Source organism: Marinomonas sp. 63XJN7_7_ISO-PGPR-S23-202 (assembly GCF_056173505.1).
In genome coordinates this window covers 3859638-3879041 of the sequence record NZ_CM149677.1, presented here as the reverse complement: position 1 = coordinate 3879041, position 19404 = coordinate 3859638, and the positions used below count along the sequence as shown (strand labels likewise).

The 19404-nt window shown below is 45.4% G+C and carries 18 protein-coding genes; 3 read left to right on the top strand and 15 right to left on the bottom strand.

The features are described from left to right. Positions 1–35 precede the first annotated feature (35 nt). Both thpD and AC0VYG_RS17985 read left to right on the top strand, forming a co-directional pair. On the top strand, positions 36–1034 hold the full coding sequence (thpD, locus tag AC0VYG_RS17990; protein ID WP_475429291.1) for an ectoine hydroxylase: 999 nt from the start codon (positions 36–38) through the stop codon (positions 1032–1034). Between the two features lie 87 nt (positions 1035–1121). After that, entirely contained in the window at positions 1122–2561 is a 1440-nt protein-coding gene (locus AC0VYG_RS17985) for an aspartate kinase (RefSeq protein WP_475432556.1), read from the top strand. Positions 2562–2672: 111 nt separating this feature from the next. Here AC0VYG_RS17985 and AC0VYG_RS17980 read toward each other — a convergent pair whose 3' ends face one another. From AC0VYG_RS17980 to AC0VYG_RS17910, 15 genes are all read right to left on the bottom strand, one after another. Further along, a complete protein-coding gene (locus tag AC0VYG_RS17980; protein WP_475429290.1) occupies positions 2673–4895 on the bottom strand; it encodes a bifunctional diguanylate cyclase/phosphodiesterase in 2223 nt (740 codons plus the stop codon). Between the two features lie 225 nt (positions 4896–5120). Continuing rightward, on the bottom strand, positions 5121–5705 hold the full coding sequence (locus tag AC0VYG_RS17975; protein ID WP_475429289.1) for a HupE/UreJ family protein: 585 nt from the start codon (positions 5703–5705) through the stop codon (positions 5121–5123). A 28-nt stretch (positions 5706–5733) separates the two neighbouring features. Further along, complete coding sequence (gene ureG, locus AC0VYG_RS17970; protein WP_067013664.1) at positions 5734–6378, bottom strand: urease accessory protein UreG; 645 nt, start codon at positions 6376–6378, stop codon at positions 5734–5736. Between the two features lie 149 nt (positions 6379–6527). Further along, positions 6528–7205, bottom strand: coding sequence for an urease accessory protein UreF (locus AC0VYG_RS17965; protein WP_475429288.1), 678 nt, complete (start codon positions 7203–7205; stop codon positions 6528–6530). Further along, complete coding sequence (ureE, locus tag AC0VYG_RS17960; protein ID WP_475429287.1) at positions 7183–7629, bottom strand: urease accessory protein UreE; 447 nt, start codon at positions 7627–7629, stop codon at positions 7183–7185. Before ureE ends, AC0VYG_RS17965 begins: the two co-directional genes overlap by 23 nt. 25 nt (positions 7630–7654) lie before the next feature. Next, positions 7655–9361, bottom strand: coding sequence for an urease subunit alpha (ureC, locus tag AC0VYG_RS17955; protein WP_475429286.1), 1707 nt, complete (start codon positions 9359–9361; stop codon positions 7655–7657). Next, positions 9361–9678: an urease subunit beta gene (locus AC0VYG_RS17950; RefSeq protein WP_475429285.1), complete on the bottom strand. Its 318-nt coding sequence runs from the start codon at positions 9676–9678 to the stop codon at positions 9361–9363. Before AC0VYG_RS17950 ends, ureC begins: the two co-directional genes overlap by 1 nt. A 24-nt stretch (positions 9679–9702) precedes the next feature. Then, entirely contained in the window at positions 9703–10005 is a 303-nt protein-coding gene (locus tag AC0VYG_RS17945) for an urease subunit gamma (RefSeq protein ID WP_067013674.1), read from the bottom strand. Between the two features lie 123 nt (positions 10006–10128). Continuing rightward, positions 10129–11070, bottom strand: a complete 942-nt coding sequence (locus AC0VYG_RS17940; RefSeq protein WP_475429284.1) for an urease accessory protein UreD — start codon at positions 11068–11070, stop codon at positions 10129–10131. Positions 11071–11136: 66 nt separating this feature from the next. After that, positions 11137–11868, bottom strand: coding sequence for an urea ABC transporter ATP-binding subunit UrtE (gene urtE, locus AC0VYG_RS17935; protein WP_475429283.1), 732 nt, complete (start codon positions 11866–11868; stop codon positions 11137–11139). Then, positions 11865–12737, bottom strand: coding sequence for an urea ABC transporter ATP-binding protein UrtD (gene urtD / locus AC0VYG_RS17930; protein ID WP_475429282.1), 873 nt, complete (start codon positions 12735–12737; stop codon positions 11865–11867). The genes urtE and urtD overlap by 4 nt, the downstream gene beginning before the upstream one ends. After that, positions 12734–13900: an urea ABC transporter permease subunit UrtC gene (gene urtC, locus AC0VYG_RS17925; RefSeq protein ID WP_475429281.1), complete on the bottom strand. Its 1167-nt coding sequence runs from the start codon at positions 13898–13900 to the stop codon at positions 12734–12736. The genes urtD and urtC overlap by 4 nt, the downstream gene beginning before the upstream one ends. Next, entirely contained in the window at positions 13897–15522 is a 1626-nt protein-coding gene (gene urtB / locus AC0VYG_RS17920; protein WP_475429280.1) for an urea ABC transporter permease subunit UrtB, read from the bottom strand. The genes urtC and urtB overlap by 4 nt, the downstream gene beginning before the upstream one ends. 176 nt (positions 15523–15698) lie before the next feature. Next, positions 15699–16979 carry an urea ABC transporter substrate-binding protein gene (urtA, locus tag AC0VYG_RS17915; RefSeq protein ID WP_475429279.1) on the bottom strand — a complete coding sequence of 427 codons (1281 nt, stop codon included), beginning with the start codon at positions 16977–16979 and terminating at the stop codon, positions 15699–15701. A 786-nt stretch (positions 16980–17765) separates the two neighbouring features. Then, a complete protein-coding gene (locus AC0VYG_RS17910) occupies positions 17766–18464 on the bottom strand; it encodes a helix-turn-helix transcriptional regulator (protein WP_475429278.1) in 699 nt (232 codons plus the stop codon). Positions 18465–18731: 267 nt separating this feature from the next. Between AC0VYG_RS17910 and nudK the strand changes: the two genes are divergently transcribed. Beyond that, on the top strand, positions 18732–19313 hold the full coding sequence (nudK, locus tag AC0VYG_RS17905) for a GDP-mannose pyrophosphatase NudK (RefSeq protein ID WP_475429277.1): 582 nt from the start codon (positions 18732–18734) through the stop codon (positions 19311–19313). Positions 19314–19404: the final 91 nt, after the last annotated feature.

The window sequence follows — 19404 nt, the reverse complement described above, 5'->3', positions numbered from 1 at the left end:
CGTTAACATAGAGGAGTATAGAAGGAGGAGCGATAATGTCATCGTCGGCGTATGTTCTAGATAGTGAGTCTCCTGAAGTATTGGGGCAAACTAAATGGAGTGTTACTACTGATGAAGTATTGAAAAAAGATAGGGTAGTCGATGATTATCCATCTAGACAATATCAGAAGCCTACGTATTTCAATCGCAAAGACCCCGTTATTTTCTCTGATGATCAACAAAAAGCGCCTTTAGATGAGGCGCTTTTAGATCACTATGAAAAAAACGGCTTTTTATTTCTAGATCATCTTTTTAGCGAAGATGAAGTCGCAAAAATGCAGCAATACATGCAGTGTTTGCGAGATGATGAGTTTATCAAACAGCGTGAAGAAAGTATCACCGAAGCCAACAGTGGCGACATTCGTTCAGTGTTTGATGTGCACAAACTGAATGACTTTTTTCAAAGCATTGCCGAAGACCCGAGACTGGTAAGAATCGCGGAATACATATTGGGTGATCAGGTTTACCTCCATCAGACCCGCTTAAATTACAAGCCAGGGTTTAGAGGGAAAGAGTTTTATTGGCATTCTGATTTTGAAACCTGGCATGTAGAAGATGGCATGCCGAGAATGCGAGCACTGAGTATGTCCATTACCCTCACACCTAATGACCATAATAATGGTCCTCTTCTTATCATTCCTGGTTCTCACCACACGTACATTTCTTGTGTAGGGGAAACGCCCGACAATAACTATCTGTCATCGTTAAAAAAGCAAGAAGTAGGCGTACCAGATGATCAAACTGTACAAAACTTGGTGGAATCATATGGTATAGAGGCTGCAGTGGGACAACCGGGGCGAATTATTTTATTTGATTGCAATGTATTGCATGGCTCCAACGGTAACATTACCCCCGCACCTCGCTCAAATTTGTTCTTTGTTTACAATGCTTTATCCAATCGTGTTGGCAAACCGTTTGGTGATACTAAAGTAAGACCAGAATATATTGCCGCCAGAGAGGACATTAGGCCGCTGAAAAAAGTGATTAATACTTAAACTTTTTGCAGCCTTATGACAATATAGCGGCAGTTTAGATTTTGGCTGGAGATTGTTCTTCAGCCCCTTAATAAATTGGGTTTAATGATGGGACTACATACAGTTGAAAAAATCGGTGGTACGTCCATGAGCGACTACCACTCTGTACGCGATAATATCGTGTTTAAACCAGCTCAAACGAATGACTTATATAACCGCATCTTTGTTGTATCGGCTTATGGAGGTATGACGGATCAGCTGCTAGAGCATAAAAAAACCGGTGATGCTGGTGTTTATGCTTATTTCGCCAAAGAGCGAAATCAAGAGTCTTGGTCAAAAGCACTGAAAGATGTGCGTGCTGCCATGCTAGAAATTAATCACTCCTTATTTGAAGGTGCTTTGCTGGAAGAAGCGAACTACTTTTTGAATCGCCGTTTACAAGATGCCCAAGAGTGTTTAGAAGACCTCCATCGCCTGTGCCAGCATGGTCACTTTTCAATCAGTGAGCATTTGGCGACGGTGCGTGAAATGTTGGCGAGTCTTGGTGAAGCACACAGTGCTTGGAATACTGCTACCTTGCTAAAACGTGATGGGGTTAATGCGGTATTTGTTGACTTGACGGGGTGGAATAGCCCTTGTCATATGTCTCTTGACGAGCGAATAATCGATACATTTAAGGACATTGACCTGTCTACTCAGCTGCCTATTGCAACAGGTTACGCTCATAGCGAAACGGGTTTAATGTCAACATTCGACCGTGGCTACAGTGAAATGACCTTTAGTCGAATTGCGGTTTTGACTGAAGCTCGTGAAGCGGTTATTCATAAAGAGTTTCACTTAAGCAGCGCGGACCCTCGATTGGTTGGTGAAAACAAGGCGGTCCCCATTGGTCGCACCAACTATGATGTGGCTGATCAATTGGCTAATTTGGGGATGGAAGCGATTCACCCTAAAGCGGCAAAAGGGTTGCGTCAGCATAATATCGCGTTACGTGTGAAAAACACCTTTGAGCCAGAACATACAGGTACCTTGATTACGGGTGACTACGTCAGTGATGAGCCTTGTGTTGAGATTATTGCGGGTTCTCGTGGTGTGTTTGCGGTTGAGATCTTCGACCAAGATATGGCCGGTGATATTGATCAGTTCGATGTGGCGATACTGAAAGTGATGCGTCAGTTTAAAGCCCACATCATTGCCAAAGATATTAATGCGAACACTATCACCCACTATTTAGGTGTAAACCTGAATACACTGAAACGAGTGATGAAAGTATTGCATGAAAAGTTCCCCGACGCAGAAATCTCTCAGCGTAAAATTGCCATTGTGTCTGCTATTGGTAGTGATATGAAAACCACTGGTATGTTGGCCAAAGCGGTGAAAGCCATTGCTGAACAAGAGATTAACGTGCTTGCAATGCACCAATCTATGCGTCAAGTGGATATGCAGTTTGTTGTGGAAGAGGAAGACTACGAGAAAGCGATTTGCAGCTTACACAAAGAACTTGTTGAGGTGCACGAACACGGTCGGGCTATCTGTCTTGCTTCTTAAAAGAGGCTTGTTACCAGCTATTATTTGGTAATGGATTACCTGTCGTTACCTGTCTAAAGGGGGCGTTAAAAAGAGGCGGGAGCTTGCTCTCACTCTTTGACGCCTCACCTTTTAGGCATCTTGCTCGAGATTTTTTCTATAGGCTTGTTTGTTTTTTTCGACTAATGCGTTGAATGCGGCTTTGGGCAAGGGACGGCTGACAACATAACCTTGACCATATTCACATGAGTAATTTTCTAATAGACGCCACTGAGTTTCATTTTCAATCCCTTCTGCGACCACATGAATACTTAACTTGTGTGCCATCGCGATAATGGCTTCGACAATTTTTTTGTCATTTGGGTTGGTTTCTAAATCATCAACAAAGCTTTTGTCTATTTTTAATACGTTGACGGGAAGGTTTTTCAACTGACCAAGAGAGGAAAAACCCACACCAAAATCATCAATGGCAATGACAATTCCCATATTTTTAAAGGCTTGTAGAATATTACTTGCTAAGGTGATATCACTGAGTAAAGCGGTTTCTGTTACTTCAAAGCCTATTTCTTTTGGCGATACTTGGTACTGATCCAGTAACTTGGTGACTTGTTTGATGAGTTTTGCATCCCTGAGTTGCAAAGCGGATAAATTGATGTGTACACAGATGGGACTTAACCTGTCTTTATGCCGTTGCGCAACAAACGCAATGCTGGTTTCAATGACCCAATATCCCATGTCGATAATCAATCCTGTTCTTTCTGCTAAAGGAATAAAGGCGTCAGGCCCAATCAGTCCTTTTTCTGGATGATGCCAGCGAATCAGAGCTTCAGCAGAAAAGATCTTGCCATTGGATAAGTCAAATTGTGGTTGGTAATACAACTCAAACTCATTTTTTGTTAAAGCTCTTTGTAGCTCATCCTCCTCCAATATATCTTTCATGGTATTGTCTTTAATGTTTTTGGTATAAAAAGCGTATTGGTTTTTTCCTAATTGCTTCGCTCGATATAGAGCCATATCAGAGTGTTGCATGATACTGATTAAGTCTTGTCCATCCTCTGGGATCATCGCAATCCCTAACGATGTACTTATCATAAAGTGGTGTTTGTAAATGGTGACGGGTTTTTGAATGATTTGTAAAATCTGTTCGGCGTATTGGTTCACTTCATTATGGCTGTCCACATCACTTAAATAGATGCAAAACTCATCGCCGCCCAGACGAATGACATGACTTTTTTGGTGAGGGATACTGAGTAGCCTTTCTGCTACGAGTACCAAAACTTGGTCACCAATATCGTGTCCAACAGAGTCATTGATTTTTTTAAAATTATCCAAGTCAAAATAGATAAATGCAGAGCGCTTTACCTTCTTTTTCTTCTTGAAAATAGTGTGCTGCAGCTTATCGGTTAAAAAACGTCTATTGGGCAACCCCGTTAATGGATCCTGATGCGCAAGCTTTTCAAGTTCTTGGGTTTTTTCATTTACCAAGAGTTTTAAGCGAGAAGGCTGCAGCAGCATATAAAAGAAAAATAAGGATACTAACGCTGGTATCAACAGCGCCAGTGTATAACGAAATTGCATTTCACCAAGGACGCTTTTAGGTGTGCTATGACTGATGGTTAATTGCCATCGACCAGATGGTAGAGAAAGGGATCTGCTTGAAAACAGTTTACCGATTGGTTCTGAGGAATGCGCCACAACAATGGGATGGGAGTTCGGTGTTTTCAAATAGAGTATTTTGTATTGATAGCCCTGTTTTTCTAAGTCGTTAAAACGGCTGCTTGAAATGAGCTCATTGAGATTGATAACGGCTGACACAAAGCCCCAAAAATAATTTTCGTGTTCGTTGTCTGTGATGCTCACTGGGACTCGATAGATTATTGCTCTTCCCCCCTGAACGAGTTGAACAGGACTCGTTAAAATGGCTTTGTTATGACGGATGGAAAGGTCTGAAAATTCGTTATACGGGGGGCGCTTTAAGATATTTAGGCCGATTGCGGCTTCGTTTCCTGCTAAGGGATAAATTTTCTCGATAACACCTTTTGGCGCCAACTGTAGGCTCGATATACTGCTTATAGAATCAATTATATTTTTTGCATATTTATTAAAGTAGGGTATGTAGCCTCGATTTAGCTGGATGTTGTAGGCCAGTATCTGAGTGCTAGTAAAGGTAAGCGATAAGTGGCGCTGTAGAACTGCTTTTTGATCCTGCGTCACGCTATCGAGTAAAATTTTCTGTTCATGGGTGAAGTGGCTGTTATAGGTATGCACGAAATAAATAGAAGCCGTTGATAACAATGTAAACAGACACAAACAGATGGCGGTGACAAAAGGGAAACGAATTTTAGGTAAAATCAAAGACAGTCCTCGCCAATGTATTTTAAAGAGAGTGAGCTAACAGACCTCGACCATGAGTACAGAGGATTTTTCATCCTATAAAATCATCTTATCTTATGGTACATGAAATATACTGCTTTTAATCTAGCTAAAACAGGCAATAAGTAAAAGAAAAACGTTGACTAGTTTGACTAGGCAACGTTTTCCAGAAAACAACTGAGTTTGCTATTTAAGAGGCTAAGGTGGTTAAGCGACTGCCATAAAAACGCCTGCAGCAGCGATCATTCCACCAGTCAAACGTGTTATAACTGGCATTTCAAGACGGGCTAGAATCATACCTAACCCCATACCGACCACGTGCAATAGTGTAGTCGCTAGGGCAAAGCCAAGAGCGTATTCTGCTCCATGAGCGTTTAGCGGCATTTCCATACCGTGGGCTGCACCGTGGAAGAAAGCAAAGACGCCAGCAATAGCGACACAGGTCATCACGTTAAAGCGTGCCGCACCAATTAATAAGGTGCCCATTAGTACAACTGACATCAAGATACCTTCTTCAACAAAAGGAACTTGCATGCCAGCCATTGCCAACGCACCGCCGACTATCATAGTGCCAACGAATGCCGCAGGAACGGCCCATAAAGCACGACCTCCCATGCTAGCAGCCCAAAGGCCAATGGCAATCATGGCTAACAAGTGGTCTAAGCCGCCCATTGGGTGCATAAAGCCTGTGGAAAAACTGGTGGACCCATCATGTCCTGGGTGAGCTAGGGCAAGCGTGGGTAGCATAGCAATAAGAGCGGTGAATCCTATTTTTAGCGTAGAACGACGCATAGTTAATCTCCTGAATAAAATCAATGGGTTAAACCACCGCTCTTGCGGCTGGAATGGTTTTGGATTCTAACATACCTTCGTTAATGATGAGTTGAATGATTTGGTCTAAACCTTGGGCATTTTTCAAGTTGGAGAAGACAAAAGGCCGTTCACCACGCATCATCTTCGCATCTCGATCCATGACCTCTAGAGAAGCGCCAACTAAAGGAGCTAAATCGGTTTTATTGATGATCAACAAATCGGATTTAGTGATACCTGGGCCACCTTTGCGTGGGATTTTATCCCCAGCGGAAACGTCGATCACATAAATGGTGAAATCGGATAATTCAGGGCTAAAAGTTGCACTCAAGTTATCACCACCGCTTTCCACAAAGATCACATCCAATTCACCGTGACGCTCTAAAAGCTGATCAATGGCAGCAAGGTTCATGGAAGCGTCTTCACGAATCGCTGTATGTGGGCAACCACCGGTTTCTACACCAACAATGCGATCAGCATCCAAGGCTTCGTGCTCGGTTAAAAACTTTGCGTCTTCTTGGGTATAAATATCATTCGTGACGACAGCAATATTGTAATGGTCGCGAAGGGCAGAACATAACGAACGTAGTAGGGCGGTTTTGCCCGAGCCGACAGGGCCGCCGACACCAACGCGTAAGGTTTGTTTTTTACTCATAATCTTTTTCCTTGTTGTCACTTGAATAATAAATAGCCTGTTTGTTCTAAAACCCCACCCTAGCCCTCCCCTTAAAAAAGGGAGGGAACGATCTCTCTCAGACCTGAAATTCCCAGTTCCTCTCCCTCATCGAGCAGGTTAGGAGGAGGTTAAGAACGAAACAGCCGTGAATATTGTGTTTCGTGAAGCGAACTGGCGATGGCAATGGCTGGTAAGCCAGCCCCAATTCTGTCTTCCTCAATGTTTTTCCCGTGTGCGATGGCCTCATTGATATCCGTCTGTAGCTCGCCAAGCAGTTCTTGTGCTTGGGTTTGTCCAAGAGGAACCAGCTTAGTCGCAGCAGCCACTTGATTTTCTAGCCAAGACCAGGTAAATCCCACTGCCGCTAGGTCGGAATCGATCTGCCAATGGTTCGCGGCAATGGCAAATAAAGTGACAAAGCTGATGTCTTCCAAACGAACAAAGGGGATTTCAATCTGAAGGCTGCGCATTAATCGAGCCAGTGCTTCGCCCATGGCGGTATCGTTTAAGCGCAGCTCTTTGGTTTCACGACAGGCCAAGGCTAAGTCATTCAATTCCAGCAAACGTGGTATGTCTTGTTCTCTCGCGGCTACCATGCAGAGTCGTAAAATAGGTAAATCCACACGAGCAACCGATTGCTGAAGCTGCAAACTGATCCAGTTGGACACATCCGCTTTGCGCTTGACCCAACCTTGGTCAATGGCGTATTCCATACCTTGAGAAAACGCATAGCCACCCACTGGCAGACTGACACTGCTTAACTGCAAGAGGCGCAGAACACGGCTATCCGTGGTGGTGATGACCATGGCTATAGGCTCCAGACTCAGGGATAAACACCGCCTCCTCATGGCTAATCACCAACCCCAGCATGTGTAACATTTCTTCTAATACATGGTCTGGCTTAATGCGTAACCAACGTTCGCCAATTTGGATTTTGGTATGACGATTACCAAGGTGATAGCAAGCTTTGGAAAAGGCTTCCCAGTCGTCGCAGCTTGCGTGGGCTACGTCTTCAACGGCACCTTCTATCTGCACTATTTTGTTGCATTCAGATTTGAGAAACTCCCCAACTTGGAGCGGTTTGCCGCGTTCTAGAAAAACTCGAATGTCTTCGCCATTTTCGCCTACTAGCTTTAAGCGACCACGATCTCGTTGCTCGTGGGTCAAAATGACTTTGGTGTAGACTTCATCGTGGCAGTGTGTGCCTAAGCGTTCGTAAATATTCAGCATCTTGTGTTCCTTTAAATAGACGTTCCTAGAATAAGCAATAGAGTTGAGCAAGTGGTAACACCTCAGCAGGCTCACAGGTCAGCAACTCCCCATCGGCACGGACTTCATAGGTTTGTGGGTCGACCGTAATATTGGGCAACCAATCGTTATGCACCATGTCCAGTTTGGAAATACTGCGGGTGTTTTGGCAGGCCACTAAGGTACGATCCAGCCCCAGTTTTTCTTTTAGTCCATTATTCAGTGCCGCTTTGGAAACAAAGGTCACAGAAGTCGCTGCTGCAGCTTTGCCAAATGAGCCAAACATTGGGCGGTAGTGAACGGGTTGTGGTGTTGGAATAGACGCATTTGGGTCACCCATCGGCGCACTGGCAATCATGCCGCCTTTAATAATCATCGACGGTTTGACACCAAAGAACGCGGGTTTCCATAACACCAAGTCCGCTAATTTTCCCGGTTCGATGGAGCCCACTTCGTGACTGACGCCATGGGCTATAGCAGGATTAATGGTGTACTTGGAAATATAACGACGAGCACGGAAGTTATCCGCTCCCAGCTCTTCATCTTCTGGTAGCAAACCAAATTGCTGTTTCATCTTATGAGCGGTTTGCCATGTGCGAGTAATCACTTCGCCAACACGGCCCATGGCTTGGGAGTCAGACGAAATCATACTGAACGCCCCCCGGTCATGAAGAATGTCTTCGGCAGCAATGGTTTCTTTACGAATACGAGAATCGGCAAAGGCTACATCTTCTGGAATATTGCTGTCCAAATGGTGACACACCATCAACATATCCAAATGCTCATCCACGGTATTGCGTGTGTAGGGTCGAGTTGGGTTGGTGGAGGAAGGCAAAACATTGGGGTTAGAGCACGCTTGGATAATGTCTGGTGCGTGTCCACCACCTGCGCCTTCGGTATGATAAGTGTGAATCACACGATCTTTAAAGGCTCCAATGGTGCTGTCTACAAAGCCGGACTCGTTTAAGGTGTCAGTATGTATTGCCACTTGTACATCGTATTTTTCCGCGACACTTAAACAGCAATCAATGGACGCGGGTGTGGTTCCCCAGTCTTCGTGAAGTTTTAAACCAAAGGCGCCTGCTTCAAGTTGTTCTTCTAAAGCTTCTGGTAAACTAGCGTTGCCTTTGCCGAGGAAGCCTAGGTTCATGGGCATGCTGTCTGTGGATTGTAGCATTTTACCTATGTACCAAGGCCCTGGTGTACAAGTAGTTGCATTAGTGCCTGTCGCAGGACCTGTACCACCGCCGAACATGGTTGTGACGCCAGAGGTTAGCGCTTCTTCAATTTGCTGCGGACAAATGAAGTGAATGTGTGCATCGATGCCACCTGCGGTGAGTATTGAGCCTTCCCCAGCAATCACTTCCGTCCCTGGCCCAACCACAATGTCTACATTGTCCTGAACATCTGGATTCCCCGCTTTGCCAACTTTGACAATACGGCCTTCTTTGATGCCAACATCGCCTTTTACAATACCCCAGTGGTCTAGCACTAGAGCATTGGTGATGACCAGATCTACGGCGATGTCATTGGTGGCCTGGCTCTGTCCCATACCATCTCGGATGACTTTACCACCGCCAAATTTCACTTCATCACCATAGGTGGTGAAATCTTTTTCCACTTGAATCCAAAGGTCAGTATCCCCTAAACGCACACGATCTCCCGTGGTGGGGCCGAACATTTGGGCGTAACTTTGTCTATCCATCTTTGCCATTATTCTGCTCCTACCAAAGTGCCCATGACATCAGCACGAAAACCGTAGATGGTTTTGGTACCTGCGTATTCCACCAATTCCACTTCCCGGCCTTGGCCTGGTTCAAAGCGAATGGCAGTGCCCGAAGCGATGTTGAGTCGAAAGCCTTTGGCAGACTCACGATCAAAAGAGAGAGCGGGATTAACTTCGTAGAAGTGGTAATGGGAGCCAATTTGAACAGGGCGGTCTCCAGTATTTTCGACACGAACTTTGATGGTTTTACGGCCAACATTGAGCTCAATGTCCCCTTTAGCAACTTGTATTTCACCTGGAATCATGATGCTTTCCTTTTAAAAAAGAACCTAGTTGATTGGGTTGTGAACAGTGACTAGTTTTGTTCCATCAGGGAAGGTGGCTTCCACCTGAACCTCATGAATCAAATCCACCACACCGTCCATCACTTGATCGGCACTTAATAAAGTCTTGCCATAGCTCATTAGCTCAGCAACGGTTTTACCATCGCGCGCGCCTTCAATGATTTCCATGGTGATGTAAGCCATGGCTTCAGGGTAATTCAGTTTCAAACCACGGTTTAAGCGACGTTCGGCAAGCAGAGCAGCGGTGAAAACAAGAAGTTTGTCTTTTTCTCTTGGGAGTAATTCCATCTTAAATGCCTTTTTCTGTCTTTCGTTATTAGTTGTTAATTTCTTAACCCTTACTAAGAGGGTCAAGGTGAGGTATTTGCTTTAACCCCCTTCCTGCCTCCCCCTTAAAAAGGGGGAGGAGTGTTAAGTTGCCCAAATTCTCGGTTCACAGGCCTCTTTATTAATCAAAGCTGGGCGAAGGAAATGCCAGCATTGGGTGAACAATTGTTTTACCTGTTCGCTATCATGATGAATACAACGCACCATGATAAAGTCGTCAACCAGGGTCGCGCCGCTTAATGCAGGATGGGCTTGGCACAAGCCACGTAACGCATCGATGAGTTCATCATAATTGTGCTTTTGGTCAAAAGGGCCTGCAATCATCAGGCCATTTACTGGTTTGTTGTCTAGCCCTGCTTTCGCTGTGAATATCTCTCGGCTCTGGTCGTCAATAACGAGTCGTTCACGTACTTTTAGGCGACCATTTTGATAAATCTGCAAGCCTTGCTCGGCGTGGCCAGCTTCAAAGGTTTCTTGGTTCGCTGGTAAGCCGAAACAGGTAATTTCCCAGCCAATGAAGGTTGCATTACCGGTGAGATTAATACGGTTTTCTAGGCGAACATGGGCGTTTGGGTAAAGAATCGTCTCATGAGGCAACCATTCCATGGTGCTGTTGTGAGCAACGTTCAACTCAACGGTTTGATGCTGTAGGGTTTTGTCTTCACGGGCACGATAAGCACGCCCAGCACCTGGCGTGGTGATGAGCGTGTGGGTGTTTTCCGCGAGGTGGGCGGTGATGGTTAAGCGATCTCCCGAGACCATACCGCCAGGAGGATGCAGCAGGTAAATATGGGCGACTGCTGGGCCTTCAGGGTAAAAGGGTTTTTGAACATAAAGCGGGCCTTGGTGATCACAGGTTTTCAGCACTGTACCACGGGCGGTTTTGGCTAGCCCTAAGGTTAAAAAAGCATGCCAAGATGAGGCTTGCTTACCTGGCCCTGTAACTGGTGATGTATTGCCTTGGGGATCGGTTCCATCTTGGAGAGCGGTTTCATCCACCAAGGCAAGATTATGTGTGTTGTTCATCGATTCCCTAATGTTTTGGATATTGCAGGTCTAGTCTTTGCAAACATGGGGTATGAAATAAAATTTTCACACGGCGAGATACTGTTTTATCAGTTTCTCATCAAGTTTGTCCATATCATCAGACGCGACAATACGACCTTTTTCCATTAAACGGAACTCTTTACCAACACGTTTTGCAAAGCCTAGCTTCTGCTCCACCAGAATAACGGTGAGGTTTTCCTCTTTATTGAGCTTGAGAATGACATCACCAATTTGCTTTACAATGTTTGGCTGAATCCCTTCGTTAGGTTCGTCTAGAATCAGTACTTTGGGTTCAATTACTAAGGCTCGACCGATGGCAAGTTGCTGTTGCTGGCCACCGGACAAATCGCCACCACGGCGATGCAGCATGTCTTTTAACACCGGAAAAAGCTCAAAAATTTTATCAGGGATGTCCTTTGGACTATCTTGTAGTGTTCCTTGTAGAGAATCTTTAGCGCGCTTGCTGCGAACGGGCAAACCAATGCGCAGGTTTTCTTCTACGGTGAGCATGGGGAAAATATCGCGACCCTGTGGCACATAGCCTATGCCCGCGTAGGCGCGTTTTTCAGCACTCTGCTTATTTAACACCTCACCATCCATGGTGATTTCGCCACTTTGGATGGGTAGTAATCCCATAATGGCTTTAAGTAGTGTGGTTTTTCCGACACCGTTGCGGCCCATGATGCAGGTAATAGAGCCCGGTTTGATTGTTAAATCCAGCCCCCAGAGGATTTGTGTGCCACCGTATAATTGATCGACATTGTTAATGGATATCATACTTCTTCTCCTGTCGCTGTGCTGCCTTCACTTTCGCCAAGGTAGACCTCAATCACATCTTTGTTGTTTTGAATTTGATCCATCGTGCCTTCAGCCAGTACCGAGCCCTGATGTAGGACCGTTACTGTTCGTGCGATGCTGCGCACAAATTCCATATCGTGCTCGACGACAATGACGGTGCGCTCGCCTGCAAGGGAAGTTAGTAGCTCAGCCGTACGCTCGGTTTCCTGTGGTGTCATGCCCGCGACGGGTTCGTCAATCAGCAAAAGTCTGGGATCAGACGCCAATAACATGCCGATTTCTAGCCACTGTTTTTGCCCATGAGATAAAGCGCCAGCCAGCATAAAGCGTTGCTGCGCTAAGCCGATGATTTTTAACACCTCATCAATACGATCTATTTGCGTGGGAGTTAAACGGGAAAACAGGGTCGGTAGCACACGTTTATCGGTTTTCAGTGATAGTTCCAAATTATCGAATACGGTTTGCTCTTCAAATACCGTGGGTTTTTGGAATTTACGACCGATACCGAGTTGGGCTATTTGCGCTTCGTCTTTGCTCAGCAAGTTTTGGGTTTGACCAAAATACACTGTGCCACTGTCGCATTGGGTTTTGCCCGTGATCACATCCATCAAGGTGGTTTTGCCGGCTCCATTGGCGCCGATCAAGCAGCGCAATTCACCATCGTTCACATAGAGGTTAAGGTTATTGAGGGCTTTAAAGCCATCAAAACTCAGGTTCAAACCTTCTACATAGAGAATGATATTCTTGTCCACATTCACTTTGTTGTTTTCTGGGGCAAGAAACGGCCACACTTGATCGGGGCGAAACGTCTCACGTAAGCTGCCTACAGCGTTATCAATCGCTCTCATGCGTTAGACTCCTTGACAGATGCGGTGGTGTTGGCGGGTGGGGTTGGTGGCGTTTTTGAGCCGCGTTTACTCATAAGTTGTGCGTATACGCCTACCAGTCCTTTGGGTAAATACAAGGTGACGAGCACAAACATTGCTCCCAGAGCGAACAGCCAAGCATCCGGCATAATGGCGGTAAAGCGGGTTTTCGCATAATTGACTAATAGAGCACCAATGATCGCTCCAATCAAGGTGCCTCGACCGCCTACTGCTACCCAAATGACCATTTCAATGGAGTTGATGGGAGAGAATTCGCCCGGGTTAATAATGCCCACTTGTGGCACGTATAACGCTCCGGCAATCCCCGCAATGACTGCGGAGAAGACAAACAACCACACTTTATAATGATCTGTTCGATAGCCAATAAAACGCGAGCGCGCCTCGGCATCGCGAATGGCTAGAATGACTTTGCCAAAACGGGAGGAGAGGATTTTTTGGCTAATGACAAACAGCAAGGCCAGAATGACGCCCGTAATGGCAAAGAGTGCCACACGGGTATGATCCGATTGCAGATCAAAACCAAGGATGTCTTTAAAATCTGTTAAGCCATTATTGCCACCAAAGCCCATCTCGTTACGAAAGAAAGCCAGCATCAACGCATACGTCAGTGCTTGTGTCATGATGGACAAATAGACGCCCGTCACACGGGAACGAAACGCCAGCCAACCGAACACAAACGCTAATAGGCCAGGGACGAGCACTACCATGATCATGGCAAGCCAAAAGTGATCCATGCCGTGCCAGAACCAAGGTAACTGCTTCCAACCCAGGAAGATCATAAAATCGGGTAGGTTAGGGTTGCCATACACTCCACGGTCACCAATTTGGCGCATTAAATACATCCCCATGGCGTAACCGCCCAAGGCGAAAAAGGCGCCGTGGCCTAAACTTAATATTCCGCAATAACCCCAGATAATATCCACAGCCAATGCCAGCATGGCATAGCACAGATACTTACCCAGCAAGGTAATGGAGTAAGTACTCACATAGAAGACAGAGTCCGCAGGCAGTAATAAGTTAGACAAACAAGCAAAGGCGGTGAGCGCCAACAAGATCACCACAAACGGCATGGTGTGCTTGCCAGAGGTACGTCCAGCGGAAAAATACTGACTAAGGCGGCTCATTCTGCGGCCCTCCCTTTTTGTGGAAAGAGTCCTTTAGGACGTTTTTGAATAAAGAGAATAATGAACACCAGTACTAAAATGGCAGACAATACTGCACCTGTGACGGGTTCTAAGAACTTGGTGGCAATCCCCAGCGAAAAAGCCGCCACCAAGGTGCCCAGCAAGTTGCCGACTCCGCCAAACACCACCACCATAAAAGAGTTGATGATGTAGTCTTGTCCTAAATTTGGCCCGACGTTGGTCAGTTGGCTTAAGGCCACGCCCGCAATGCCGGCGATACCGGAACCTAAGCCGAATGTCATGGCATCCACCCAGGCGGTCCGAACTCCCATGGCTTTTGCCATATTACGGTTTTGTGATACCGCTCGAACGTTTAAACCCAATGAGGTTTTCTTCAGCACCATCACCAGAACAAGAAACACCAAAAGTGAAAAAGCCAAAATGTACAAACGGTTTAGTGTAAGGGAAAACACTGGATTGATTTCCCAAGAGCCGCTCATCCAGCTGGGTGAGGACACTTGACGGTTTAAGGGAGAGAAAATTGTGCGCACCAGCTGTTGCAGAATCAAGCTGATACCAAAGGTTGCCAGTAAGGTTTCCAATGGACGGCCATGAAGATGACGAATCACCAATCGCTCGATTAATACGCCGACCGATCCCGATACCAAAAAGGCTGCAGGGATCGCCACCCAGATAGAATAGTCAATGTAATTTGGCATCATCAATTGCACTACATAGGTGGTGTAAGCGCCAAGCATGATCATCTCGCCGTGGGCCATATTAATGACTCCCATGACACCAAAGGTAATCGCTAGGCCAATGGAGGCTAGCAACAAGACAGAACCAAGGCTCAGACCAAAGAATAATTGGTTTAAAAAGTTAAAGCGTTCCACTCGTTGGGCAATGTGTTTAAGTGCCGTTTGAGCGGCGCTCTTAATGGCAGGATTATCTTGATAGGTTAAGGTCGTCAGCTTATTACGTACATCGTTTTCCAAGCTGGTGGACAAACGGTCAATGGCGGCGATACGTGTTGAGTCAGGGAGGTTGGTTTGCGATGCGGTATTCATGGCTAAGGCCAAGCCCATTGTCTCTTTCACCTTTTTATTGGGCTCATTCGGATACAAGCGCTCCAGTGTGGCGATCGTATCTTTATCCAAATGGGCCAATAGCTCGCGTACCGCTGCTTCTCTGACGTCTGGAGAAGCGGCGGTTAAATGCACTCGTGCAATGGCATTACGCAAATACCCGCGCAAGCGATTATTAACGCGTATTTTTTTCAGGTCGTCTTCACTGATACTGGGCATCATGACATGGCTGTATAAACCTTTGTAAAGACGTTGTCCCGACTCTTCTGTTGCGACAACAAGCTGACGATTGGCTTTAATAAAGTACAAATCACCATTCATCATGGCATGGAACAGTGGCACCATGGATTCATCACTGACAGCTTCTAGTTGTTTCAGGATGGGCAATAACTTATTGAGTTTTGCTTGAGTCAAATCAAGCACCAAAGGGGCGATGTTTGCTGGTGGTTGATTGGCGGTTGTATTAGATTCAGCGCCTTGCGCCAGTGGGGCCAACAACCCAAAAAGGCAACAGCAAAAGGCAAGTAAATGTCTCAAAGCGATACTCCATGGAATGGTTATGAAGGGGCAAAAAGATCGAGATGAATAGGATGTAGCAATGACTTCGTACCGTGAGGAAAAAGGGCTCTCTGCTAACCGCTTAGAAGAGAGCCAACATTAACCGAGGAAGGTCAAATGCATTCATTCAATAGGTCATATCCAATGACGAATGATCAGTTTCCGCCAGAACATTGCTTGGTGACTGTGTTGTAATGGCCACAGTTAATTGGCGAGGTCCAATCCGCAATGATGTTTTTAGAGCTTGGTAAATAGTTGGACCAAGCGTCTCCAGGGACGGTTTTATCTGTCTGCCAGACGGTTTCGAATTGACCATCGTCTTGAATTTCGCCAATCAGAACTGGTTTGCTGAGGTAATGGTTTTTGCCCATCACTGCCATGCCGCCTGTTAAGTTTGGAAACTTCTGACCAATCATGGCTTTTTCCACCGCATCGACATTCGTCGTACCGGCTTTTTTCACGGCATCGACCCACATATTAAAGCCAATATAAGTAGCTTCCATTGGGTCGTTGGTAACGGCATTTGGGTCGTGTTTATAGGCTTTCCATTCTTTAATAAATTTCTCATTCTCTGGCGTATCAACGCTTTCAAAATAGTTCCATGCCGCTAAATGCCCCACCAAGGGTTTGGTATCGATGCCAGACAGTTCCTGTTCTCCCACGGAGAAGGCAACCACAGGAATGTCTTCAGAGGAAATCCCTTGGTTCGCTAACTCTTTATAGAAAGGCACGTTTGCGTCACCATTGATGGTGGAAATAACGGCTGTTTTTACTCCTTGGCTACCGAATTTTTTGATCTGAGAAACGATAGACTGCCAATCAGACTGACCAAATGGGGTGTAATTGACCATAATGTCTTTAGCCGGAATGCCTTTCGATTTTAAATAGGCTTCAAGAATTTTATTGGTGGTACGAGGATAAACGTAATCTGTACCAGCAAGAACGAAACGTTTCACACCCAAATCGTTTATTAGGTAATTTACCGCAGGAATCGCTTGCTGATTTGGCGCGGCGCCAGTGTAGAAAATATTTTTAGAAGACTCTTCCCCTTCGAATTGCACCGGGTAGAACATCAAACCATTGAGTTCTTCTAATACTGGCAGCACTGATTTACGGGAGACCGACGTCCAGCAACCGAAGATCACACTTACATGGTCCTTACTGATTAACTCGCGGGCTTTTTCCGCAAACAATGGCCAGTTAGAAGCGGGATCTACAACCACAGGAACAAGTTTCTTACCCAGCAAACCACCTTTGGCATTTTGCTCCTTGATCAGCATTAACACGGTATCTTTTAGTGTGCTTTCAGAAATCGCCATGGTGCCAGAAAGCGAATGCAACACCCCGACCTTAATCGTATCGGCGGCCAACGATGGCAGGGCGATCAGCGTCGCCCCAGTTAAGGCTATAGCGGAAACTAACGTCTTCATTTTCATGTTCGAGTCTTCCTTCTAATGGGCTTGTCGTTTGAGAGAGCTAATGATCTAAATACCGTGTTCAACACGGCTTGAATCAAATTAAGTAAGCCAAGTCAGTATCTATAGAAATCGTCAAGAAATGTATTCGCAGAATGACCCAGGGGGATACGTCAAATGACGTAGTTGTTATTTTGCTTCTTACGAAGATGCCGCTGTATTGGTGGAGATTCCCTTCCCTTGTGTCTTTGAAGGCGAGGGAGAGGGGTAGGTTTGACTTTAGTCAGACTCTCATGCTCTTCCCCTTGCCAAGGGGAAGCTGGATGGGGTTGTTTTTGGGTTTGCGAGTAAGTTCGGTATTCTCTCAATGGCTTGGCATTCATGACCTTTTTTCCGCTCTGTTGAGCGTGTAACTTTTGTCAAACGATACAAAAGTAACCAAAAGATCTGTTTTAACGAGAAGCGTGTGATCGGCTTTGTATACGACACACTTTCTCTAAACGCTATTTAACGTAAGGCATGGATTGTTTCTTTAGATGTGAGAAAGGGATTTTTTGACGGACTCTGAAACGCCATAGAGTCGCGCAACTTCGTCGCGTCGAAACGACTGATCACCGTCATCCCCGCGAAGGCGTGGGATCCAAGGGGGTTGGGTATGCCGATTTTATTAGACCACTACATTCTTCTACTGACCCTGAAACGCCATAGAGTCGCGCAACTTCGTTTCGTCGAAGCTGCTTTTTCAGACCTTTGAGTAAAGATGGTGAGTGTAACTAACCTGTGATTTTCTTCCCTCTGTCTAAGAGCTTAGAGGGCGTATTTGGCGAGTTTCGAGATCAGTTCTGCATTCGAATGAACATCTAATTTGCTATAGATGCGTTGCATGTGGGTTCTAAGGGTGGGTAATGATATCCCCAAATGTCGGCAGAGAACCTTATTGCTGACTCCTGTGAGGGCAATTTCGATAACATCAACTTCGCGGGCCGTGAGATGGTATTCGTCAATTAAACTTGAGCGGTTATGCGCTCGTTCAGAGATATACATCTTCGCCAAGCAATATTCGATAAAGGGTTGGGTGTGGCGAAGCAGATCCATTTCTGCGTCTGTAAAGGGCGAAGCAGGCTTTTTACGTACCATGGATAGAATCGCGACAATGCGATCTTTTTGTCGGAAAAACATATCACAGTTGTGGAAATAGCCATTTGGGCGGTAGAACTTATTGAGAATTTCGGTTTGCGACCATTCTTCATGGCTCATAAGTTGAGAATTACAAATAACAGTGTGATCAGCATCCTCATAATGAGAGGGATGCATGGGATCAATGGACCAATATTTCTTTGGATAATCTTCCATCATGTCATCAAGGTCGTGGTCTGAACTGAGTTCCTGCTTTAATTGTGCCCATGGCACATAGATAAAAAAACGGATGCCATCAACAGGTAGCAACCGATGAATGAGCGAAAACAGCTCTTGCTCAAACTCTTCTGTTGGATGTGGCTCGCTCATAAATCACCGTTATTGTACTCTATTGGGCCGTCCACTTAAGTCAGGCAAAGCGTTAAAGAGAATGGGAGTCATTAACTTACTCTCTACTTAACGAATAGTAAAATCTCTATATGATATTTTTTAGATAAAACCTGCTGAAGTATCTGGTTTTTTGGGTGATTTTCTTATTTTTTGTTTAGCCCTTGGTGGTGTCAGTCTGGCTACAAAGCTAATTTTTTATGTTATCAATCTCATCTGGTATCTATTGTATAAACGAAAGGGAAAATTATGGGTGTGACTATTCGTAATCTAGAAAAAACGCTTTTATCTGATAACTGGTACACCTTAAATAAGGTGTCGTTTGACTTGCAGAATCAGCGAGGGCAGTGGCAACGGCAAGAGCGTGAAGTCTACGATCGGGGCAATGGGGCGACAATTTTGCTTTATAACCTGAAGAAAAGAAGCGTGATTCTGACGAGTCAGTTTCGGATACCGACCTATTTGAATGGTAATACTGATGGGATGTTGATCGAAACCTGTGCTGGGCTTTTAGATCAGGATAATCCAGAAGACTGTATCAAGCGGGAAACCCAAGAAGAAACTGGTTTTAAAGTGGACAAGGTGAAGAAGGTGTTTGAAGCCTATATGTCCCCTGGTGCTGTAACGGAGTTGTTGTATTTTTTTGTGGCGGAATACTCGGACGATATGAAAGTATCGGAAGGCGGTGGTCTTGAGCACGAGCAAGAAAACATCGACGTGCTGGAGTTGGACTTTAAACAGGCTTGCGATATGGTGGATTCGGGTGAGATCAGAGATGGGAAAACCATTATGTTATTGCAATATGCTAAATTGAATGGTCTATTTGGGTGATCAGTAAATAGTGGATCATGACCACGATTATGTCGGTCATGGTGCCTTATTTTACCCTGTCAGTCTGGGTTTTATATTTTTAGCGGATTTT

What these genes read in the sequence shown, in the direction of transcription:
- thpD (WP_475429291.1), top strand. Translation starts at nt 36, where the DNA reads ATGTCATCGTCGGCGTATGTTCTAGATAGTGAGTCTCCTGAAGTATTG.
- AC0VYG_RS17985 (WP_475432556.1), top strand. Translation starts at nt 1,122, where the DNA reads ATGGGACTACATACAGTTGAAAAAATCGGTGGTACGTCCATGAGCGAC.
- AC0VYG_RS17975 (WP_475429289.1), bottom strand. Translation starts at nt 5,705, where the DNA reads ATGCGTCGTTCTACGCTAAAAATAGGATTCACCGCTCTTATTGCTATG.
- ureG (WP_067013664.1), bottom strand. Translation starts at nt 6,378, where the DNA reads ATGAGTAAAAAACAAACCTTACGCGTTGGTGTCGGCGGCCCTGTCGGC.
- AC0VYG_RS17965 (WP_475429288.1), bottom strand. Translation starts at nt 7,205, where the DNA reads ATGGTCATCACCACCACGGATAGCCGTGTTCTGCGCCTCTTGCAGTTA.
- ureE (WP_475429287.1), bottom strand. Translation starts at nt 7,629, where the DNA reads ATGCTGAATATTTACGAACGCTTAGGCACACACTGCCACGATGAAGTC.
- ureC (WP_475429286.1), bottom strand. Translation starts at nt 9,361, where the DNA reads ATGGCAAAGATGGATAGACAAAGTTACGCCCAAATGTTCGGCCCCACC.
- AC0VYG_RS17950 (WP_475429285.1), bottom strand. Translation starts at nt 9,678, where the DNA reads ATGATTCCAGGTGAAATACAAGTTGCTAAAGGGGACATTGAGCTCAAT.
- AC0VYG_RS17945 (WP_067013674.1), bottom strand. Translation starts at nt 10,005, where the DNA reads ATGGAATTACTCCCAAGAGAAAAAGACAAACTTCTTGTTTTCACCGCT.
- AC0VYG_RS17940 (WP_475429284.1), bottom strand. Translation starts at nt 11,070, where the DNA reads ATGAACAACACACATAATCTTGCCTTGGTGGATGAAACCGCTCTCCAA.
- urtE (WP_475429283.1), bottom strand. Translation starts at nt 11,868, where the DNA reads ATGATATCCATTAACAATGTCGATCAATTATACGGTGGCACACAAATC.
- urtD (WP_475429282.1), bottom strand. Translation starts at nt 12,737, where the DNA reads ATGAGAGCGATTGATAACGCTGTAGGCAGCTTACGTGAGACGTTTCGC.
- urtC (WP_475429281.1), bottom strand. Translation starts at nt 13,900, where the DNA reads ATGAGCCGCCTTAGTCAGTATTTTTCCGCTGGACGTACCTCTGGCAAG.
- urtA (WP_475429279.1), bottom strand. Translation starts at nt 16,979, where the DNA reads ATGAAAATGAAGACGTTAGTTTCCGCTATAGCCTTAACTGGGGCGACG.
- AC0VYG_RS17910 (WP_475429278.1), bottom strand. Translation starts at nt 18,464, where the DNA reads ATGAGCGAGCCACATCCAACAGAAGAGTTTGAGCAAGAGCTGTTTTCG.
- nudK (WP_475429277.1), top strand. Translation starts at nt 18,732, where the DNA reads ATGGGTGTGACTATTCGTAATCTAGAAAAAACGCTTTTATCTGATAAC.